Annotated in this window: 13 protein-coding genes; 3 read left to right on the forward strand and 10 right to left on the reverse strand. The window is 64.3% G+C overall.

From position 1 onward, the window contains the following. Positions 1 to 1098, reverse strand: a complete 1098-nt coding sequence (locus tag NGM99_RS19085; RefSeq protein WP_252822051.1) for an SPL family radical SAM protein — start codon at positions 1096 to 1098, stop codon at positions 1 to 3. Positions 1099 to 1455: 357 nt separating this feature from the next. Between NGM99_RS19085 and NGM99_RS19090 the strand changes: the two genes are divergently transcribed. Both NGM99_RS19090 and NGM99_RS19095 read left to right on the forward strand, forming a co-directional pair. Further along, complete coding sequence (locus NGM99_RS19090) at positions 1456 to 4845, forward strand: DEAD/DEAH box helicase (protein WP_252821906.1); 3390 nt, start codon at positions 1456 to 1458, stop codon at positions 4843 to 4845. Between the two features lie 79 nt (positions 4846 to 4924). Beyond that, complete coding sequence (locus tag NGM99_RS19095; RefSeq protein ID WP_252818698.1) at positions 4925 to 5416, forward strand: YciE/YciF ferroxidase family protein; 492 nt, start codon at positions 4925 to 4927, stop codon at positions 5414 to 5416. 95 nt (positions 5417 to 5511) lie between these two features. Here NGM99_RS19095 and NGM99_RS19100 read toward each other — a convergent pair whose 3' ends face one another. Continuing rightward, on the reverse strand, positions 5512 to 6468 hold the full coding sequence (locus tag NGM99_RS19100) for an arabinogalactan endo-1,4-beta-galactosidase (protein WP_252821907.1): 957 nt from the start codon (positions 6466 to 6468) through the stop codon (positions 5512 to 5514). A gap of 178 nt (positions 6469 to 6646) precedes the next feature. On the opposite strand from NGM99_RS19100, the gene NGM99_RS19105 reads away from it, so the two are divergent. Continuing rightward, positions 6647 to 7105 (forward strand): DUF2383 domain-containing protein, encoded by a 459-nt coding sequence (locus tag NGM99_RS19105; RefSeq protein ID WP_252821910.1) that lies wholly within the window; start codon positions 6647 to 6649, stop codon positions 7103 to 7105. Positions 7106 to 7211: 106 nt separating this feature from the next. On the opposite strand, the gene NGM99_RS19110 is transcribed toward NGM99_RS19105, so the two are convergent. From NGM99_RS19110 to glpD, 8 genes are all read right to left on the reverse strand, one after another. Further along, positions 7212 to 7982: an SDR family NAD(P)-dependent oxidoreductase gene (locus NGM99_RS19110; RefSeq protein WP_252821912.1), complete on the reverse strand. Its 771-nt coding sequence runs from the start codon at positions 7980 to 7982 to the stop codon at positions 7212 to 7214. Between the two features lie 161 nt (positions 7983 to 8143). Continuing rightward, complete coding sequence (locus NGM99_RS19115; protein WP_252821913.1) at positions 8144 to 9868, reverse strand: ABC transporter substrate-binding protein; 1725 nt, start codon at positions 9866 to 9868, stop codon at positions 8144 to 8146. Positions 9869 to 9944: 76 nt separating this feature from the next. Next, positions 9945 to 10274 (reverse strand): DUF2160 domain-containing protein, encoded by a 330-nt coding sequence (locus tag NGM99_RS19120; protein WP_252822052.1) that lies wholly within the window; start codon positions 10272 to 10274, stop codon positions 9945 to 9947. 88 nt (positions 10275 to 10362) lie between these two features. Beyond that, entirely contained in the window at positions 10363 to 11181 is an 819-nt protein-coding gene (locus NGM99_RS19125) for a carbohydrate ABC transporter permease (RefSeq protein WP_252822053.1), read from the reverse strand. Positions 11182 to 11305: 124 nt separating this feature from the next. After that, positions 11306 to 12193 (reverse strand): carbohydrate ABC transporter permease, encoded by an 888-nt coding sequence (locus NGM99_RS19130; RefSeq protein WP_252821915.1) that lies wholly within the window; start codon positions 12191 to 12193, stop codon positions 11306 to 11308. Positions 12194 to 12199: 6 nt separating this feature from the next. Continuing rightward, positions 12200 to 13303, reverse strand: coding sequence for an ABC transporter ATP-binding protein (locus tag NGM99_RS19135; protein ID WP_252821916.1), 1104 nt, complete (start codon positions 13301 to 13303; stop codon positions 12200 to 12202). A 12-nt stretch (positions 13304 to 13315) separates the two neighbouring features. Next, positions 13316 to 14398, reverse strand: a complete 1083-nt coding sequence (locus NGM99_RS19140) for an ABC transporter ATP-binding protein (RefSeq protein WP_252821918.1) — start codon at positions 14396 to 14398, stop codon at positions 13316 to 13318. 24 nt (positions 14399 to 14422) lie between these two features. Then, a complete protein-coding gene (gene glpD / locus NGM99_RS19145; RefSeq protein WP_252821921.1) occupies positions 14423 to 16006 on the reverse strand; it encodes a glycerol-3-phosphate dehydrogenase in 1584 nt (527 codons plus the stop codon). Positions 16007 to 16089: the final 83 nt, after the last annotated feature.

The following is a 16089-nucleotide window of genomic DNA, read 5'->3' on the forward strand; positions in this document are numbered from 1 at the left end:
TCAGGTGAAGTAGAGAATGCGCGCTTTCGGAAGCTGCGCCGCGATCTCGGTTTCGAAGAAGCGGCGCAGCATCTTCATGGTCGGCGCGTCATAGACATGCTTGATCGAGCCGAACTTGGTGCGCTTCTCAGTGCGGCCGTCCGGCCCCATGTCGAGGCTCGAGCCCGGATACCAGCCGCTCAGCACCTCGCGTGACGTGGGAGTAAAACGGTGGGTGATCAGTTCCACCGTCAGGTCGAGCCCCGCCACGCCGTTCAAGGCGCGGCCCGCATCCGCGATCAGCATGCCGTAGGCTTCTTCCCAACCCGGTTCGGCGATGATCGGCGCGATCGTCAGGCCGACCGGATAGCCGGCCTCGGCCATGCGGCGCAACGCGTCGAGCCGGCTCGCGACCGGGCTCGTGCCGCCCTCGTGGCGGGCGAAAAGCGACGGGTTGAGCGAGGCCCGCATGCGTGTGCGTCCACCATGGTCGATCCTGAGAAGCGGTTCGACCGCATCGAACTTGGTGGTGAAACGAAGCTGGGCGTCGGCCTTCCACGCGCCGAACCATTTCACGGTTTCGCTGAGCGATCCTGTCAGATGCTCGATGCCGAGCGGATCGGTGTAGCATGATGCCTCGAAGGTCGTGCCCTCGCCGGCGCGCTCGCTCTGGCGCGAAGTCACCGTGCCCTGCCCGAGATGGCGCGGCAGTTCGTCGAGGATTTCGGGCAGATTCGCGTAGACACGGGTGATCGGCGGGCCTTTCAGCGAGCCCGCAAGATAGCAGTAGGAGCAGTGGGCGGGGCAGCCTTCGGCGAGATCGACGCGCCAGTCGGCACTCGGCGCGATCGGCTGCAGGCGGCGCTTGGACGGCGGGGCCACCACCACCGCCAGCGTGGACTTCGCCTGCGCGTAAGCACGGCGCGGGTCATCATTGGGCAGGTCGAGAGTGAGACGGTCGGTGAGGAGCTCGAAAACGGGAATGCCTTGGCTTGCCGCGCGCTCCGCAATGGCGCGGCCATGCGCCCATTCGCGTGCGGAGCGAGAAAGCAGAACGCGTTTGGGCCGCCACAGGCGCGAGCCTTGTGCGACAGGGGCTGGCTGAACCTTGTCGAGCATCAGCGGCCCGCATGCATGGTCTGGAGCCCGTCCGAAGCCATTCGCAGCGAGGCGCTTGCCGGCACGGAAAAACAGGCTGACCGGGTGCGCCTTGTCATGGGTTCGGTTCTCCAAGGATGCTGTCTCCCATAGATAGGCATCCACGAGGTTTCGGGCTCGTCGGGGTGGCGGTTCAGAGCTGAACAATCCGTGATCCCAGTATGCTCCTCTCTGCCGATTCCGCTCGGAACTGGTTGGAACTCGCCGATTTCGTCGCCTCTCGCACTCCCTTGTGGACAAGCCGCAACGTCACTTCCTGAGCTGGAACGCGGGGCCTGAGCCACCGTTTGAATCCCGCACTGATTCACGCGAGGCATCATGGACTTGGCACCCCAGGCGGAAACGTCTTCAGAGGTGGTGGGCGCGGCTGCGCCGGCTTCAGGCGGCCTGCCACCGCAAAGCGCGCTGGAGAAGCACGGCAAGAGCCTGCCCGCCTCGGCACTTGCCGCGCGGCTGGTCGATCTGGTCAGCGAGGCGCAAGCGGATGGCGTGTTCTTTCTCGCACGCGGCGAACACGAGGCGGAAGAGATCGCGCACAGCTTCGCCGGCATGATGCCGAATGCCGAGATCATCCTTCTGCCGCCTTGGGACTGTTTGCCTTACGACCGCGTTTCGCCTTCGCGCGAAAGCATGGGGCGGCGCGCCAGCGCGCTCTGCGCCATGGCCAAGAAAGCGGAAGGTCCCCGGCTCGTCGTGCTCTCGCCCGAGGCCGCGCTGCAACGCATCCTTCCGCCTGCCGACATCGCCGAAGGGTTCACCGAAATCCAGACCGGCACGGTGCTCGACTTGGCCGAGTTCGAGGCGCGCCTTCAGGACTGCGGCTATGTGCTCGACGAGCGCGTGGACGAGCCGGGTGAGGCCGCGCTCATGGGGCAGGTGGTGGACGTGTTCTCGTCCGATTCCGCACGGCCCGTGCGCCTCCTGCTCGACGAAGCCGGTGCGATCACCGGCATTCGTTTCTACGATCCGGTCACGCAACGCACCGATGAACCGGTCGAGCACGTGAGGCTTGCCCCGGCCTGCGAACTCGCGCCCCAGTCGCCGGAGGACCGAGCCGAGGCCGCGGGCAGAGGCATGGAAGAGCGGATCGTGGCATCGGCCAAGGCGCTTTCCACCGTCTTCGCGCTCATGCCGAAGGCAAAGATCATCCATGACGCGGAGATCGAGGAACGCCTTCGCGCGGCGATCGACCTGTGTGACGATGCCCGCCGCGCCCGCGACACGCAGAAGGGGCGAAAGGCGAGCAAGGAAGAGTTCTATCTGGGTTGGACGGAATGGCGGAAGCTTTCCCTCAAGCGGGCCTCGGCAATCGCTGTGGAGGGCTTGGAGACGCTTCCTGCATTCCTGCTTGACCGTGACCCGGTGAAGGCCGCTGCCGAATTCATCGGCGAAGCCACCGAAGACGGCTTCCGCGTTGCGATCTGCGCGCTCGACGGCGAACTCGACCGCCTCGGCAAGGCGCTCGCGCGTCGGCTCAAGCGCAAGCCCGAGGCCGTCGCCGACTGGAATGCCCTGTTCGAGCCGCCCGCCGGCGCATTTCTAGAGGCCGAGCTGGATCTCGCTCACGGCTTCATCGACCGCAGCACACGCCTGGCCGTTCTGACCCCGCTCGACGTCTATGGTGCTCGCCTCCAAAAAAGCACCGGCCGCTCTGCCGTATCGCTCACCAGCGAGCCCGAATTGCGGATCGGCGATGTGGTGCTGCACGAAGACCATGGCGTGGCGGTCCTGCGCGCACTCGAGACCATCGAAACCGAAGGGCGCACGCAGGACGTGGTGCGCCTCGAATATCATGATGAGGCGACGCTTCTGGCACCCGTCGAAGAGTTCGGCCGCATCTGGCGCTACGGCGCGGAAGAAGATGCCGTTTCGCTCGACCGGCTCAAAGGCGATGGCTGGACCAGGCGGCGCGCGGAAGTGAGCGCGGAGATCGCGGAAACGGCGGCCAAGCTCGTGGCACTCGCCGCCGAACGTCAGGACGCGCGCGTCGAGCCGATGGCACCGCCGCGTGGCACCTATGCGCGCTTCGCCGCCCGCTTCCCCTATCCCGAAACCCCCGACCAGACCGCGGCCATCGAATCCGTTCTCGACGATCTCGCCTCCGGCACCGTGATGAACCGCCTCGTTTGCGGCGATGTCGGCTTCGGCAAGACCGAGGTCGCGTTGCGTGCGGCGGCCGTGGTGGCGCTCAACGGTCGGCAGGTGGCGGTCGTCGCGCCGACCACGGTTCTGGCGCGCCAGCATTTCGAGACCTTTTCGCGCCGCTTCGAGGGCACGGGTGTTTCGGTCACCCTTTTGTCGCGCGGGGTGAGCACGGCTGAGGCCAAACAGGCGAAAGAGGGTCTGGCCGACGGCTCGGTGGGCATCGTCATCGGTACGCAGGCGATTGCCGCCAAGGATGTGCGCTTCCACGATCTCGGCCTGCTCGTGATCGACGAGGAGCACCGCTTCGGCGTCAAGCTGAAGGAACAGCTACGCGGTCTCAGCTCTCGCCTGCACGTGCTTTCCATGAGCGCCACGCCCATTCCGCGCACGCTTGCAGGTGCCATGGTGGGCGTTCAGGAGGCGAGCCTCCTCTCCAACCCGCCGGCGCGGCGTCGCCCCGTCCGCACCGAACTCGCGCCCTGCGATCCGGCTTCCGTCAAGACCGCGCTTCTGCGCGAGAAGCGTCGTGACGGGCAGAGCTTCTGCGTGGTGCCGCGCATCGCCGATATCGAGCCGACAGCCGCCATTCTCGCCAGGCTCGTGCCCGAGCTTTCCGTGCTTACGGTTCATGGCGAAATGGATGCCGGCGCCATGGACGATGCCATGATGCGCTTCGCCCATGGCGAGGCGGATATCCTTCTCTCCACGAACATCATCGAAACCGGGCTCGACGTGCCGCGCGCGAACACGATCCTTATCTGGCGCGCTGACCGTTTCGGCATGGCGCAGCTTCACCAGTTGCGCGGGCGCGTAGGCCGTGGGCGCGCACAAGGCTCGGCCTATCTGCTGACCGAGGCCGAACAGGAGGTGAGTGCTGAAACGCGTTCGCGGCTTTCCACCCTGCTCGCCTTCGACCGCCTGGGCTCGGGGCTTGCCATCAGTGCGCGCGACCTCGACCTGCGCGGGGCGGGCGACCTGGTCGGTGAAGAGCAGGCGGGGCACATGAAGCTGATCGGCGTCAGCCTCTACCAGCGGCTTCTGGCGCGTGCGGTGAACGAGAAACGCGGGGAGGGGGGAGAACTGGTCTTCGAACCGGAGATCGCGCTGGAAATGGCCGGCAGTTTTCCGGCCGATTACGTTTCCGAAGCCATCATCCGGCTCAACCTTTATTCCCGACTCCAGCGGCTGGAAGACGACGGCGATATCGATGCCTTCGCCGAGGAACTCGAAGACCGCTTCGGCCCGCTGCCGCCTGAAACCCAGACGCTTCTGGAACTCGCCCGGCTCAAGCTCGCAGCCGTCGAGGCCGGCATCGCCAAGCTCAGTGCCGGCCCGCTGGCGCTCGCCGTCGAGTTCCGCCATCCGAGGAAAATGAACTGGGACAGGCTCGCAAGGATCAAGGATTGCGCCCGCAGCGAGGAGCGTCTGATCTGCAGGCGCAAGACCGAGCCGGGCGAGAACCGCCTGGAAACCGTGCGCGCTTTGACCGATGCGCTTGCCTCCCACCGGTCACGCAGGTCCGAGGCATCGGCCGACGCTCGGAAGCATCTGGAGGCAGCTTGAAATAGTTCCGATTCGGACGGGAACAGGTCGTAAAAGCCGAAGTTCCCCGAAGGCCTGATGATCAACAAGGAGACGGCACATGGCAAAAGAGAAGACGCTTGAGGATCTGTTCTACGACACGCTCAAGGACATCTATTATGCCGAGCGCAAGATTCTGAAGACCCTGCCGAAAATGGCCAAGGCCGCGCAGTCGCCGGAATTGAAGGCTGCGATCGAAAAGCATCGCGACCAGACCGAAGGCCAGATCGAGCGCTTGCAGGAAGTGTTCGAGATCTTCGGCAAGCGCGCCCAGGGCAAGACCTGCGAGGCGATCGAGGGGATCGTGGCGGAAGGCGAGGAAATCCTCGACGAGTACAAGGACACGGCAGCACTCGATGCGGGCATCATCTCCTCGACGCAGGCCGTGGAGCATTACGAGATCACGCGCTACGGCACGCTCAAGCGCTGGGCCGAGACGCTCGGCCTGCAGGATGCGGCCAAGCTGATCGACCAGAACCTGGCCGAGGAAAAGCAGACCGACGCCGACATGACCAAGCTCGCCGACACGGCCGTCAACCAGAAGGCGGCCTGAGGCTGAGAACAAACCGGCAGGCCTGTTCCGCTCCAGTCGGGACAGGCTTGCCCTTCATGCGTGGCCGGCAGGCACCGGCCGGGAACCAGCACCGGTCAGAACTCGAAAGCAGCCTGCCGCCACTCCGGCTCGCGCGGTCTTCCGATTGACCGTTTCGCGGGCTTGGTGGCTTCCTTCCACGCATTGCCGTTCGCAGTCGCTTCCATGATCGCCTCTGACAGCGAGTGATCGACGCTCAGATCCTCCCGGATCAGCCCATGATCCCAGCGGCGTCGGTGGGGGGCATTCCACGCAGGCGCATTGACGATCGGGTAAAGGCAGAGGCCTGCCACCGGCACGCCCGAGCGGTGAACCGCATCGATCACATGGCGCAGCCATTCGCCCTTGTCGTCGATCCCTTTCCAGCGGCGCCGGTGGCCCTTGTGCAGGCCGGTTTCGGCGATCATGACCGGCTTGCCGTAACGCGCGGCCACGTCGCGCAGCGAGCGCGCGATGCTGCGCTTCATCTCGTGCGGATAGACATTGATCCCGATCACATCGGCCAGATCCACGAGTGCCGCATGCGCGCCGATCTCATGCGGGCGGTGAGCCGGCTCCGCCGTGATGAGGCGAACATCGGGGAGGCGCGCACGCAAGCATCCCAGAATCTCGCGCGATTGCCTGACGACGCTCTCGAAGCTCTCGCCCCGACACATGACGGGATGGAAACTCAGCTCGTTGAAGCAGCACCAGAAGGGCCGGTCCGGGCAGACGGCTTCGACCGCCGCCGCGACGCGCTCGGCATAAGCTGCCGCGTCGGGGTGGCGCCAGTAATGGTTGAGGTCCCAGATGACTTCGAGGTCCATTGCCTGCGCCACGCGCAGCCGCGGCTCGATCGGCAGCCACCAAGGAAGGCCGTCACGCACCGTGCGGATGCCATGTTCCCGGAGGATCGCATAATGCGCGTGCATATCCTGCTCGGGCAGGTGCCGCGTGCCGGAGAGAAGGCAGAAATTCTTCTGCCATTCCAGCCGCCCGCATTCGAAGCCTGCCTGAATGAAGGATTGAAACATCCGCCCTGCCTTATGCGGCACCTCGTTACGCCACAAGCCGCGTGGAACGGCCTTCGCAAATGTTATCGGAGGCTCAAACTGCCTGACGCAGAGTGATGAGAAACTGTTGGAACAGCTCCTCCAAGCCGGCATTGGCATTTCTCACGCACCATCCAGACAACCAAAACGGAGCACAGCAATGGTCACCACGGTCGGCACGGAATCCACCTTCGAGAAGCTCGTGCAGAACCTTCTGATCCTGGAGCACGACGCCATCGCGGCCTACGAATCCACGATCGAGAAGCTCGACAACCCGACATCCAAGGCAAAGATCGCCGAGTTCAAGGCCGACCACGACTCGCATGTGGTCGAACTCACGCGGCTTGCCGGCGCTCTGGGTGTGGAAGCGCCGCAGGAAGGCGACATGAAGGAATACCTCACCACCGGCAAGATCGCGCTGGCTTCCATCGTGGGCGACCGCACGATCCTGAAGGCCATGGCGACCAACGAGATCGAGACCAAGATGGCCTATGATCAGGCCTCGAAGAATTCGGCCGCAAGCCCCGAAGCACAGGCCTTCTTCCGCAAGGCACTGGCCGACGAAACGCGCCACAAGGACTGGATGGACGCAGCCGCCGCCGACGAAGCCGTGGCCTGACCGTTCCTCCGGCCGGCAGCATCATTTCTTCGGCCGGCATTCCTCGGCTCACAGCCCAGCAATTCAGCGCCCCGGTAATGGCCGGGGCGCTGAACTCATTTCAGCGTCAGGCGCCGCCCCACTGCATGGTGAGGCCGCCATCCATGGTCCAGGTCTGCCCCGTCACGTAGTCGCCCGCGTCGGATGCGAGAAACAAAGCGAGGCGGGCGATCTCCTCGGGCTGCCCGGCCCGGTGCCATGGGATTTTCTCGAAGGACTCCTCGCGCTTTTGCGGGTCGTCCAGCCGTTTCTGCGTCATCGGCGTCTGGATGAGGCCCGGTGCGATATTGTTGATGTTGATTTTGTCCTCGGCCAACTCGCGTGAAAGGCTGCGCGCGAATGAGCCCAATGCCGCCTTGGACATGCCATAGGGCGAGCTTTCGGGCGTGGGCAGATGCTGCGCCACCGACGAGATGTTGACGATGCGTCCCTTGCCGCCCTGCTGCCGGCGCAAGCGCACGAAGGCGCGGGCACAGAAGACCGGCCCCATGAGATTGGTCCGCAGCACTTTCTCCAGATCCTCATCCTTCAATTCGGCGATGTCGGCATTCTCCGCACCGGTTCCGGCATTGTTGACGAGGATGTCGAGGGGCCCGAGTTCGCTGACGGTCTGGGCAAAGAACGCTTCCACGGATGCCGAGTCTCCGACATCACCCTGGATGGTGAGCGACTTTCGCCCCGCCGCTTCGACGCGCCGCCTGGTTTCCGCGGCACCTTCGGCGTCCGAATGATAGATGATGGCCACATCCGCGCCGGCTTCCGCGAAGGCCTGCGCGATTGCCTGGCCGATGCCTGAATCGGCGCCTGTGATCAGGGCGCGCTTGTTTTCGAGTTTCATGGTTTCTGGCTCCGTTCGAGCTTCGAGAACCTCGGCAGCGAATGCCTGTTCCCTTGCCCGGGGCCAGAACCGAACCGGTCCTGCCGCGCCTGGCCGTTCACCGAAAAAGGGGCCGGCCATCGTGGCCAGCCCCCTTCCATCTCCTGGTCTCGCTGAATGATTCAGTTCGACCAGCTCTTCACCAGCTCGTCATAGTTCACGGTCTGGGGCTTGTCCTTTTCGTTCTCGATCTTGAGCTGCGGCGCGAGGTTGCCCTTTTTCACGGCGTCCGCATTCCAGTATTCGAGATCGTGCTCCTCGGCGAGCTTGGGACCGAGATCGCCCTGCACCTTGGCGCGTTCGAGGCGCTGCATGACGCGCTCCTGCTCGGCGCAAAGCGAGTCCATGGCTTCCTGCGCGGTCTTCTCGCCGGACGAGGCGTCACCGATGGCCGACCACCAGAGCTGGGCGAGCTTCGGATAGTCTGGCACGTTCGTCCCAGTGGGCGACCACTGCTTGCGCGCGGGCGAGCGGTAGAACTCGACCAGACCGCCGAGCTTGGGCGCGCGGTCGGTGAAGCTCTTGTGGTCGATGGTGGACTGGCGGATGAAGGTCAGGCCCATATGCGCCTTCTTCACGTCCACCGTCTTCGACGTCACGAACTGCGCATAAAGCCAGGCGGCCTTGGCGCGGTCGTCCGGCGTGGACTTCATCAGCGTCCAGGAACCCACATCCTGGTAGCCGAGCTTCATGCCGTCCTTCCAGTAGACGCCATGCGGCGAGGGGGCAAAGCGCCATTTCGGCGTGCCGTCCTCGTTGACCACGGGCAGGCCCGGCTTCACGAAATCGGCGGTGAAGGCCGTATAGGTGAAGATCTGCTGGGCAACTTCGCCCTGGCTGGGCACGGGTCCGGATTCCGAGAAGTTCATGCCGGCGGCCGTCGGCGGGGCATAGGCCTTCATCCAGTCGAGATATTTCTGGATCGAGTAGACCGCTGCGGGACCATTCGTGTCGCCGCCTCGCGCGACGCAGGAGCCGACGGGACGCGAGTTCTCATCGACCTTGATGCCCCACTCGTCCACCGGCTTGCCGTTGGGCAGGCCCTTGTCGCCGTTGCCGGCCATGGACAGCCAGGCATCGGTGAAGCGCCAGCCGAGCGAGGGGTCCTTCTTGCCGTAATCCATGTGGCCGAAGACCTTCTTGCCGTCGATCTCGCGACCGGTGAAGAACTCCGCGATGTCCTCATAGGCCGACCAGTTGACCGGCACGCCGAGATCGTAGCCGTATTTCGCCTTGAAGTCGGCCTTGTTCTTCTCGTCGTTGAACCAGTCGTAGCGGAACCAGTAAAGGTTCGCGAACTGCTGGTCGGGCAGCTGGTAGAGCTTGCCATCGGGTGCCGTGGTGAAGGACAGGCCGATGAAGTCGTTGAGGTCGAGGCCCGGATTGGTGACGTCCTTGCCTTCGTTGGCCATCCAGTCGGTAAGGTTGCGCACCTGCTGGTAGCGCCAGTGCGTGCCGATCAGGTCGGAATCGTTGACCCAGGCGTCATAGAGGTTCTCGCCCGTCTGCATCTGGGTCTGGATCTTCTCCACCACGTCGCCTTCCTGGATCAGGTCGTGGGTGAGCTTGATGCCGGTGATGTCCGAGAAGGCCTTGGCGAGCACTTCCGATTCATAGGAGTGCGTGGTGATGGTTTCCGATACCACCTTGATGTCCATGCCGACGAAGGGCTTCGCGGCATCGATGAACCACTGCATCTCCTTTTCCTGGTCGGCGCGGGAGAGCGAGGACTGGTCCCCGATCTCCTTGTCCAGAAAAGCCTTGGCTTCGTCCATGCCGGCATAGGCCATGCCGGATCCCATCAAAAGCGCGAGCATGCTGCCCGTTGCCATGAGTTTCAGTCGCATGAGGTCTCCTCCCCTTGTTCAGCGACGTTGATGATCGGCGCAGCTTTCCTCCGGCTGCTCCGTATTCCTCTCCCTTCTAGGCGAAGCGGAAAACGCCTATGGCGTAGACCACCGAAAGGGCGAGTGCCCACCACAGGCTGGGGCCGACGAGCCCGAGCCATGCGAGATGAATGAAAGCCGAGCCGAGCAGCGACAGGAAGAGCCGGTCGCCGCGCGTGGTCTCGAAGCGCAGGATGCCGAAACGCGGATTGCCGCCGGGCGAGGCGTATTCCCACACCGCCATCAGCGCGAGCAGGAGTGCTATCGTCAGAAAGAACACGGCGGTCGGAAACGACCATGCCATCCAGCCGCCGGGGATCAGCGTCGCGAACCAGTCGCGCCCGCCATCGGCTTCCGGCAGCACCATCACCAGTGCGCCGATGGCGAGCAGATAGGCGGCGAGAACGACGACCAGCGGAATCTGCCAGCGGCGGGAAGGGAGCGAGGCGTCCATCCTAAACCCTCCCCAGGGCGAAGCCCTTGGCGATGTAGTTGCGCACGAACCAGATCACGAGCGCGCCGGGGATCAGCGTCAGGACGCCGGCGGCGGCAAGCAGGCCCCAGTCCATGCCCGAGGCCGAAACCGTGCGCGTCATCACGGCGGCGATGGGTTTCGCATTCACCGTGGTGAGCGTGCGCGCCAGAAGCAGCTCCACCCATGAGAACATGAAGCAGAAGAAGGCCGCCACACCGATGCCTGACGCGATCAGCGGCATGAAGATCTTCACGAAGAAGCGCGGAAACGAGTAGCCGTCGATATAGGCGGTCTCGTCGATCTCCTTGGGCACGCCCGACATGAAGCCTTCCAGAATCCATACCGCGAGCGGCACGTTGAACAGGCAGTGCGCGAGCGCCACGGCGATATGCGTGTCGATCAGTCCGAAGGCGGAATAAAGCTGGAAGAAGGGCAGCGCGAAAACGGCCGGCGGCGCCATGCGGTTGGTCAGCAGCCAGAAGAACAGGTGCTTGTCGCCCAGGAACCGATAGCGTGAAAACGCATAGGCGGCCGGCAGCGCGACCGCCACCGAGACCACCATGTTGATCAATACATAGGTGATCGAGTTGAGATAGCCCCAGTACCAGGACGGATCGGAAAAGATGATCCGGTAGTTGCGCAAGGTCGGCTCGTGGGGAAACAGCGTCATCCCCCCGATGATCTCCTGGTTCGTCTTGAAGCTCATATTGATGAGCCAGTAGATCGGCAGCAGCAGGAAGACGATGTAAAGTGTCGGCACCAGCCACCAAAAGCGGCTCTCGTCGCCGCGCCGGCGCATGGCGCGCGCCACGCGGTCCTCGCCGGCACGAATGCCGCCGCCTTGGTTCAGAGGCGCGTCGGGCAGGGCGGAGCCGGGCGGCAGCGCGCCGGCGGCTTCGCGGGAAGCGGTGGCATCCGTCATGTCAGTGGCCTCCGCTCTGGTTCGAGCGCTCCACGCCGACATTGGTCATGACGGTGTAGAAGACCCAGGACAGAAGCAGGATGATCAGGAAGTAGACCAGCGACATGGCGGCCGCCGGCCCCAGATCGAACTGGCCGAGCGCCATCTTCACGAGGTCGATGGACAGGAAGGTCGTGGCATTGCCCGGTCCGCCGCCGGTGACCACGAAGGGCTCGGTGTAGATCATGAAACTGTCCATGAAGCGCAGAAGCACGGCGATCAGCAGCACGCGGTTCATCTTGGGCAGCTGGATGAAGCGGAACACCGCCCAGCGTGACGCGCCATCGATCTTGGCCGCCTGATAGTAGGCGTCGGGGATCGAGACGAGACCGGCATAACAGAGGAGCACCACGAGGCTCGTCCAGTGCCACACATCCATGACGATCACGGTCGCCCAGGCGTCGGTCGTGTCGCGCGTATAGTTGTAGTCCACGCCGAGCTGGTTGAGCGTGTAGCCGAGCAGGCCGATATCGCTGCGCCCGAAGACCTGCCAGATCGTGCCGACCACGTTCCACGGAATGAGCAGCGGCAGCGCCATCAGCACCAGGCAGACCGGCACGCCCCAGCCGGATTTCGGCATGTTGAGCGCGATCAGAATGCCGAGCGGGACCTCGATCAGAAGGATGATGGCCGAGAAGGCGAGGTTGCGCGCCATCGCTTCCCAGAAGCGGGACGAGTCGAGCACCTGCTCGAACCATTCGGTGCCGGCCCAGAAGAACTCGTTGTTGCCGAACGTGTCCTGGAAGGCATAGTTGACCACCGTCATCAGCGGCACGACGGCGGAAAACGCGACCAGCACTAGAACGGGCAGGACGAGGAACCAGGCGCGGTTGTTCCAGCTCTTTTCCATGATGGCTCAGTGCCCTCCGCCAGTCATGGGGCGCGCCGTCTCGATCCGCCCCGTCTCCAAGCGCCAAGAGTCCGCATAGAGATTGATTCCGGCGGGGTCGAAGGAGACATGGGGTTCGGCGGGAATCTCCTCGTCCTCGCCGGCAATGGCTGCGATCTCACGGCCTTCGAGGTCGAGGCGCACGATGCGGTGGCGGCCGATATCCTCGATCTTGGTGATGCGGGCCGGCATGCCGGCGCGTCCGAGCCGCACATATTCGGGGCGGATGCCGAGTTCGGTCTTGGCCGAACTCGTGGCCGGTGCGTCAGGCAACGCGATTGCCTGGCTGCCCAGCTGCGCGCGGTTGCCTTCGAGCCTGATGGGCAAAACGTTCATGCCCGGCGAGCCGATGAAATAGCCGACGAATGTGTGCCTGGGTCGTTCGAAGAGCTCATCGGGCGTGCCGATCTGCACGACCTCGCCCTCGAACATCACCACCACGCGCTCGGCGAAGGTCAGCGCCTCGGTCTGGTCGTGGGTGACATAGACCATGGTCGTGCCGAAGCGGCGGTGGAGCTGCTTGAGCTGCGAGCGCAGGACCCATTTCATATGCGGGTCGATCACCGTCAGCGGCTCGTCGAACAGGATCGCATTGACGTCGGCGCGGACCAGTCCGCGACCGAGCGAGATCTTCTGCTTCTGGTCGGCGGTGAGCCCGCGCGCCTTGCGCTTGGACCAGGAGGCGAGGTCGATCATCTCCAGAATCTCGCGCACGCGGCGATCGACATCGGGCTCGGCCAGCCCGCGATTGCGCAAGGGGAAGGCGAGATTGTCGTAGACCGTCATCGTGTCGTAGACGACCGGGAACTGGAACACCTGGGCGATGTTGCGCTCCTGCGTGGAAAGCCCGTTCACGTCGTGCCCGTCGAAAAGCAGGCAGCCTTCGGAAGCGCGCAGCAACCCCGAGATGATGTTCAAAAGCGTGGTCTTGCCGCAGCCGGAGGGGCCCAGCAGCGCATACGCGCCGCCATCCTCGAAGCTCGTATGCACTTCCTTGAGCGCGTAATCCGCAGGCTTTTGCGGGTTCGCCATATAGGAATGGCGGATATGGTCGAGGTCGATACGGGCCATGTCTCGCTCCTCTCAGGCCGCCAGGGGGAAAGTGCTGGCCGCACGGCCGTCGGGGCCGAAAACCAGCAGGTGGCGGGTGTCGATGAAGATCTCGACGGTCTCGTCGGGCTCGAAGCGGCGGATGCCGTGCGCCAGCATCACCCAGCGCGCGTCGGCAAAGCCCAGATGGACATAGCTTTCCGAACCCGTGATCTCGGACGCCGTCACCTTGGCACGGACGGCCGCTCCGCCGTCGCGCGGCGACAGCGAAAGGTGATGCGGCTGGAAGGCGACCGTGTAGGGGCCGTCCGGGATCGCGGCGAGCGATAAGGGCACCGGCAGGGCAACGCCGCTGTCACCTTCCATCACGAAACTTCCGCCGCGCTTCACCAGCGCGATCGTGTTCAGCGGCGGGTCGGAGAATGTGCGCGCGGTCAGAAGATCGACGGGCTTGCGGAAAACCTCGACGGTCGGCCCGAACTGCGTGACGCGGCCTTGGCTGAGCGTCGCCGTGTTGCCGCCCAAGAGCAGCGCCTCGTGCGGCTCGGTCGTGGCATAAACGAAAACCGCGCCCGTTTCGGCGAAGAGCTTAGGCAACTCGGCGCGCAGTTCCTCGCGCAGCTTGTAGTCGAGATTGGCGAGCGGCTCGTCGAGCAGCACGAGGCTCGCCTTCTTGACGATGGCGCGTGCGAGTGCCGTGCGCTGCTGCTGGCCGCCCGACAGGTTGAGCGGCGTGCGGGCGAGGTAGGGCGTCAGGCGCAGGAGTTCGGCCGCGCGCTTCACCTCTTTATCGATCGTCGCCGCATCGACGCCGGCCACGCGCAAGGGCGAGGCGATGTTCTCATAAACGGTCATCGCCGGGTAATTGATGAATTGCTGGTAGACCATCGCGACATTGCGCTTCTGCACGGGGGTTCCCGTGACATCGGCGCCGTCGACCAGGATGCGCCCTGCCGTCGGCCGGTCGAGGCCTGCCATCAGCCGCATCAGCGAAGTCTTGCCCGACAATGTCGGGCCCAAAAGCACGTTCAGCGAGCCGCGCTCGAGCCTCAACGAGACATCGGCGATGTGGGTCTCGGCTCCCACGAGCTTCGATACGTTCTGCAGTTCGAGCACTCGCGCCTCCCTCGCTTTGCTCTTCTATTCCGCGGCCCTTGCCGCGTCCGCGGCACTCGGCGCGAGCGGTCCGCTGCCGGCCCGGTCCATCCAGGCCTCCAACCCCGCCGCTTCCTCGGGCGACAGGGTGAGACCCAGCTTGGTGCGGCGCCACAGCACATCCTCGGCCGTGCGCGCCCATTCTTCCTGCATCAGATAAGCGATCTCCGCCTCATGAAGATCGCCACCGAAGCACCGGCCGCAATCGGCATACGACTTCGCACTGCCCAGAATAGCCCACGCACGGCGGCCGTAAAGCCGGATCATGCGGCGCGCATGGGCGGCACCGAGAAACGGATATTCGGCCTTGAGCCTTGCGATCTCGGCACTGAGCCCGCGAACGGGAAACTCGCCGCCCGGCAATGCTGCGGAAGCGGTCCAGTCCGGTCCCTTCTTGCCCAGGCACGCCTCGATCTTTTCGAGCGCCGACTGCGCGAGGCGGCGATAGGTGGTGAGCTTGCCGCCGAACACGTTGAGAAGCGGCGCGTCATTTTCTTCGAGCCGCAAAACATAATCGCGCGTCGCTTCCTGCGCCTTGGAGGCGCCGTCGTCGAAGAGCGGGCGGACGCCGGAAAAACTCCACACCACGTCCTCGCGCGACACCGGCTTGCGCAGATATTCGCTGGCGCTCCGGCAGAGATAGTGGATTTCCTCTTCCGTGATTGCGACATCCTCGGGCGGGCCCTGATAGTCGCGGTCGGTGGTGCCGATCAGCGTGAAGTCGTCCTGATAGGGAATGGCGAAGAAAATGCGATTGTCGGCGTTCTGAAAGATAAAGGCGCGGGGATCGTCATAGAGGTTTCGCGTGACGATGTGGCTGCCCTGGACCAAGCGCACATGATGGGCGTCGTTCTCGCCCACCGTCTCACGCAAGACCTTGTCCACCCAGGGACCTGCCGCGTTGACGAGCATTCGCGCCTTGATCTCTTCGCGGTTGCCGCTCGCCCGATCCTCGACCGTGACATGCCACAGCGCCCCGTCGCGACGGGCGGAAACCACCTTGGCCTTGGTGCGGATCACCGCGCCCCGGTCGGCCGCATCACGCGCGTTGAGCACCACGAGGCGAGTGTCGTCCACCGAACAATCGGAATATTCGAAACCGCGCGCATATTCGGGTTTCAGAACCGGCCCGATCGGGTCCTTGGTCAGGTCGAGCGTCCTGGTCGCCGGCAGGAGCTTGCGGCCGCCGATATTGTCGTAAAGGAACAGGCCCAGCCGCAACAGCCAGCCTGGGCGCAGGCCGCGGTGGTGGGGCAGGATGAAGCGCAAGGGGTGGATGATGTGCGGCGCCATCTTCCAAAGCACCTCGCGCTCGGCGAGGCTTTCACGCACGAGGCGAAATTCGCGATGCTCGAGATAGCGCAACCCGCCATGGATCAGCTTGGTGGACCATGACGAGGTGCCACTCGCCAGATCGTTCTGCTCGGCGAGATAAACGGAGAACCCGCGCCCGACGGCGTCGCGGGCGATGCCGCAGCCATTGATGCCGCCACCGACCACGAAGATGTCATGCACACCCCCGCCATCAGGACGAGGGGCCGGCCGTGCCGATCCCGCTTCGAGCGCCAAGAAATTTTCCTCCACCCATCGGCCTGTCTGCAAACCGAAAGTGGATGGAGGTTATTTCGAGCCCAAAACGAAAGTCAAACGAA

The organism is Mesorhizobium liriopis, assembly GCF_024053505.1.
GTDB classification, from domain to species: domain Bacteria; phylum Pseudomonadota; class Alphaproteobacteria; order Rhizobiales; family Rhizobiaceae; genus Mesorhizobium_B; species Mesorhizobium_B liriopis.

Bases quoted from the DNA above. Each gene is read 5' to 3' on its own strand.
- NGM99_RS19090 (WP_252821906.1), top strand. From the start codon at position 1,456: ATGGACTTGGCACCCCAGGCGGAAACGTCTTCAGAGGTGGTGGGCGCG.
- NGM99_RS19115 (WP_252821913.1), bottom strand. From the start codon at position 9,868: ATGCGACTGAAACTCATGGCAACGGGCAGCATGCTCGCGCTTTTGATG.
- NGM99_RS19105 (WP_252821910.1), top strand. From the start codon at position 6,647: ATGGTCACCACGGTCGGCACGGAATCCACCTTCGAGAAGCTCGTGCAG.
- NGM99_RS19100 (WP_252821907.1), bottom strand. From the start codon at position 6,468: ATGTTTCAATCCTTCATTCAGGCAGGCTTCGAATGCGGGCGGCTGGAA.
- NGM99_RS19125 (WP_252822053.1), bottom strand. From the start codon at position 11,181: ATGCGCCGGCGCGGCGACGAGAGCCGCTTTTGGTGGCTGGTGCCGACA.
- NGM99_RS19120 (WP_252822052.1), bottom strand. From the start codon at position 10,274: ATGGTGCTGCCGGAAGCCGATGGCGGGCGCGACTGGTTCGCGACGCTG.
- NGM99_RS19095 (WP_252818698.1), top strand. From the start codon at position 4,925: ATGGCAAAAGAGAAGACGCTTGAGGATCTGTTCTACGACACGCTCAAG.
- NGM99_RS19110 (WP_252821912.1), bottom strand. From the start codon at position 7,982: ATGAAACTCGAAAACAAGCGCGCCCTGATCACAGGCGCCGATTCAGGC.
- NGM99_RS19130 (WP_252821915.1), bottom strand. From the start codon at position 12,193: ATGGAAAAGAGCTGGAACAACCGCGCCTGGTTCCTCGTCCTGCCCGTT.
- NGM99_RS19085 (WP_252822051.1), bottom strand. From the start codon at position 1,098: ATGCTCGACAAGGTTCAGCCAGCCCCTGTCGCACAAGGCTCGCGCCTG.
- NGM99_RS19135 (WP_252821916.1), bottom strand. From the start codon at position 13,303: ATGGCCCGTATCGACCTCGACCATATCCGCCATTCCTATATGGCGAAC.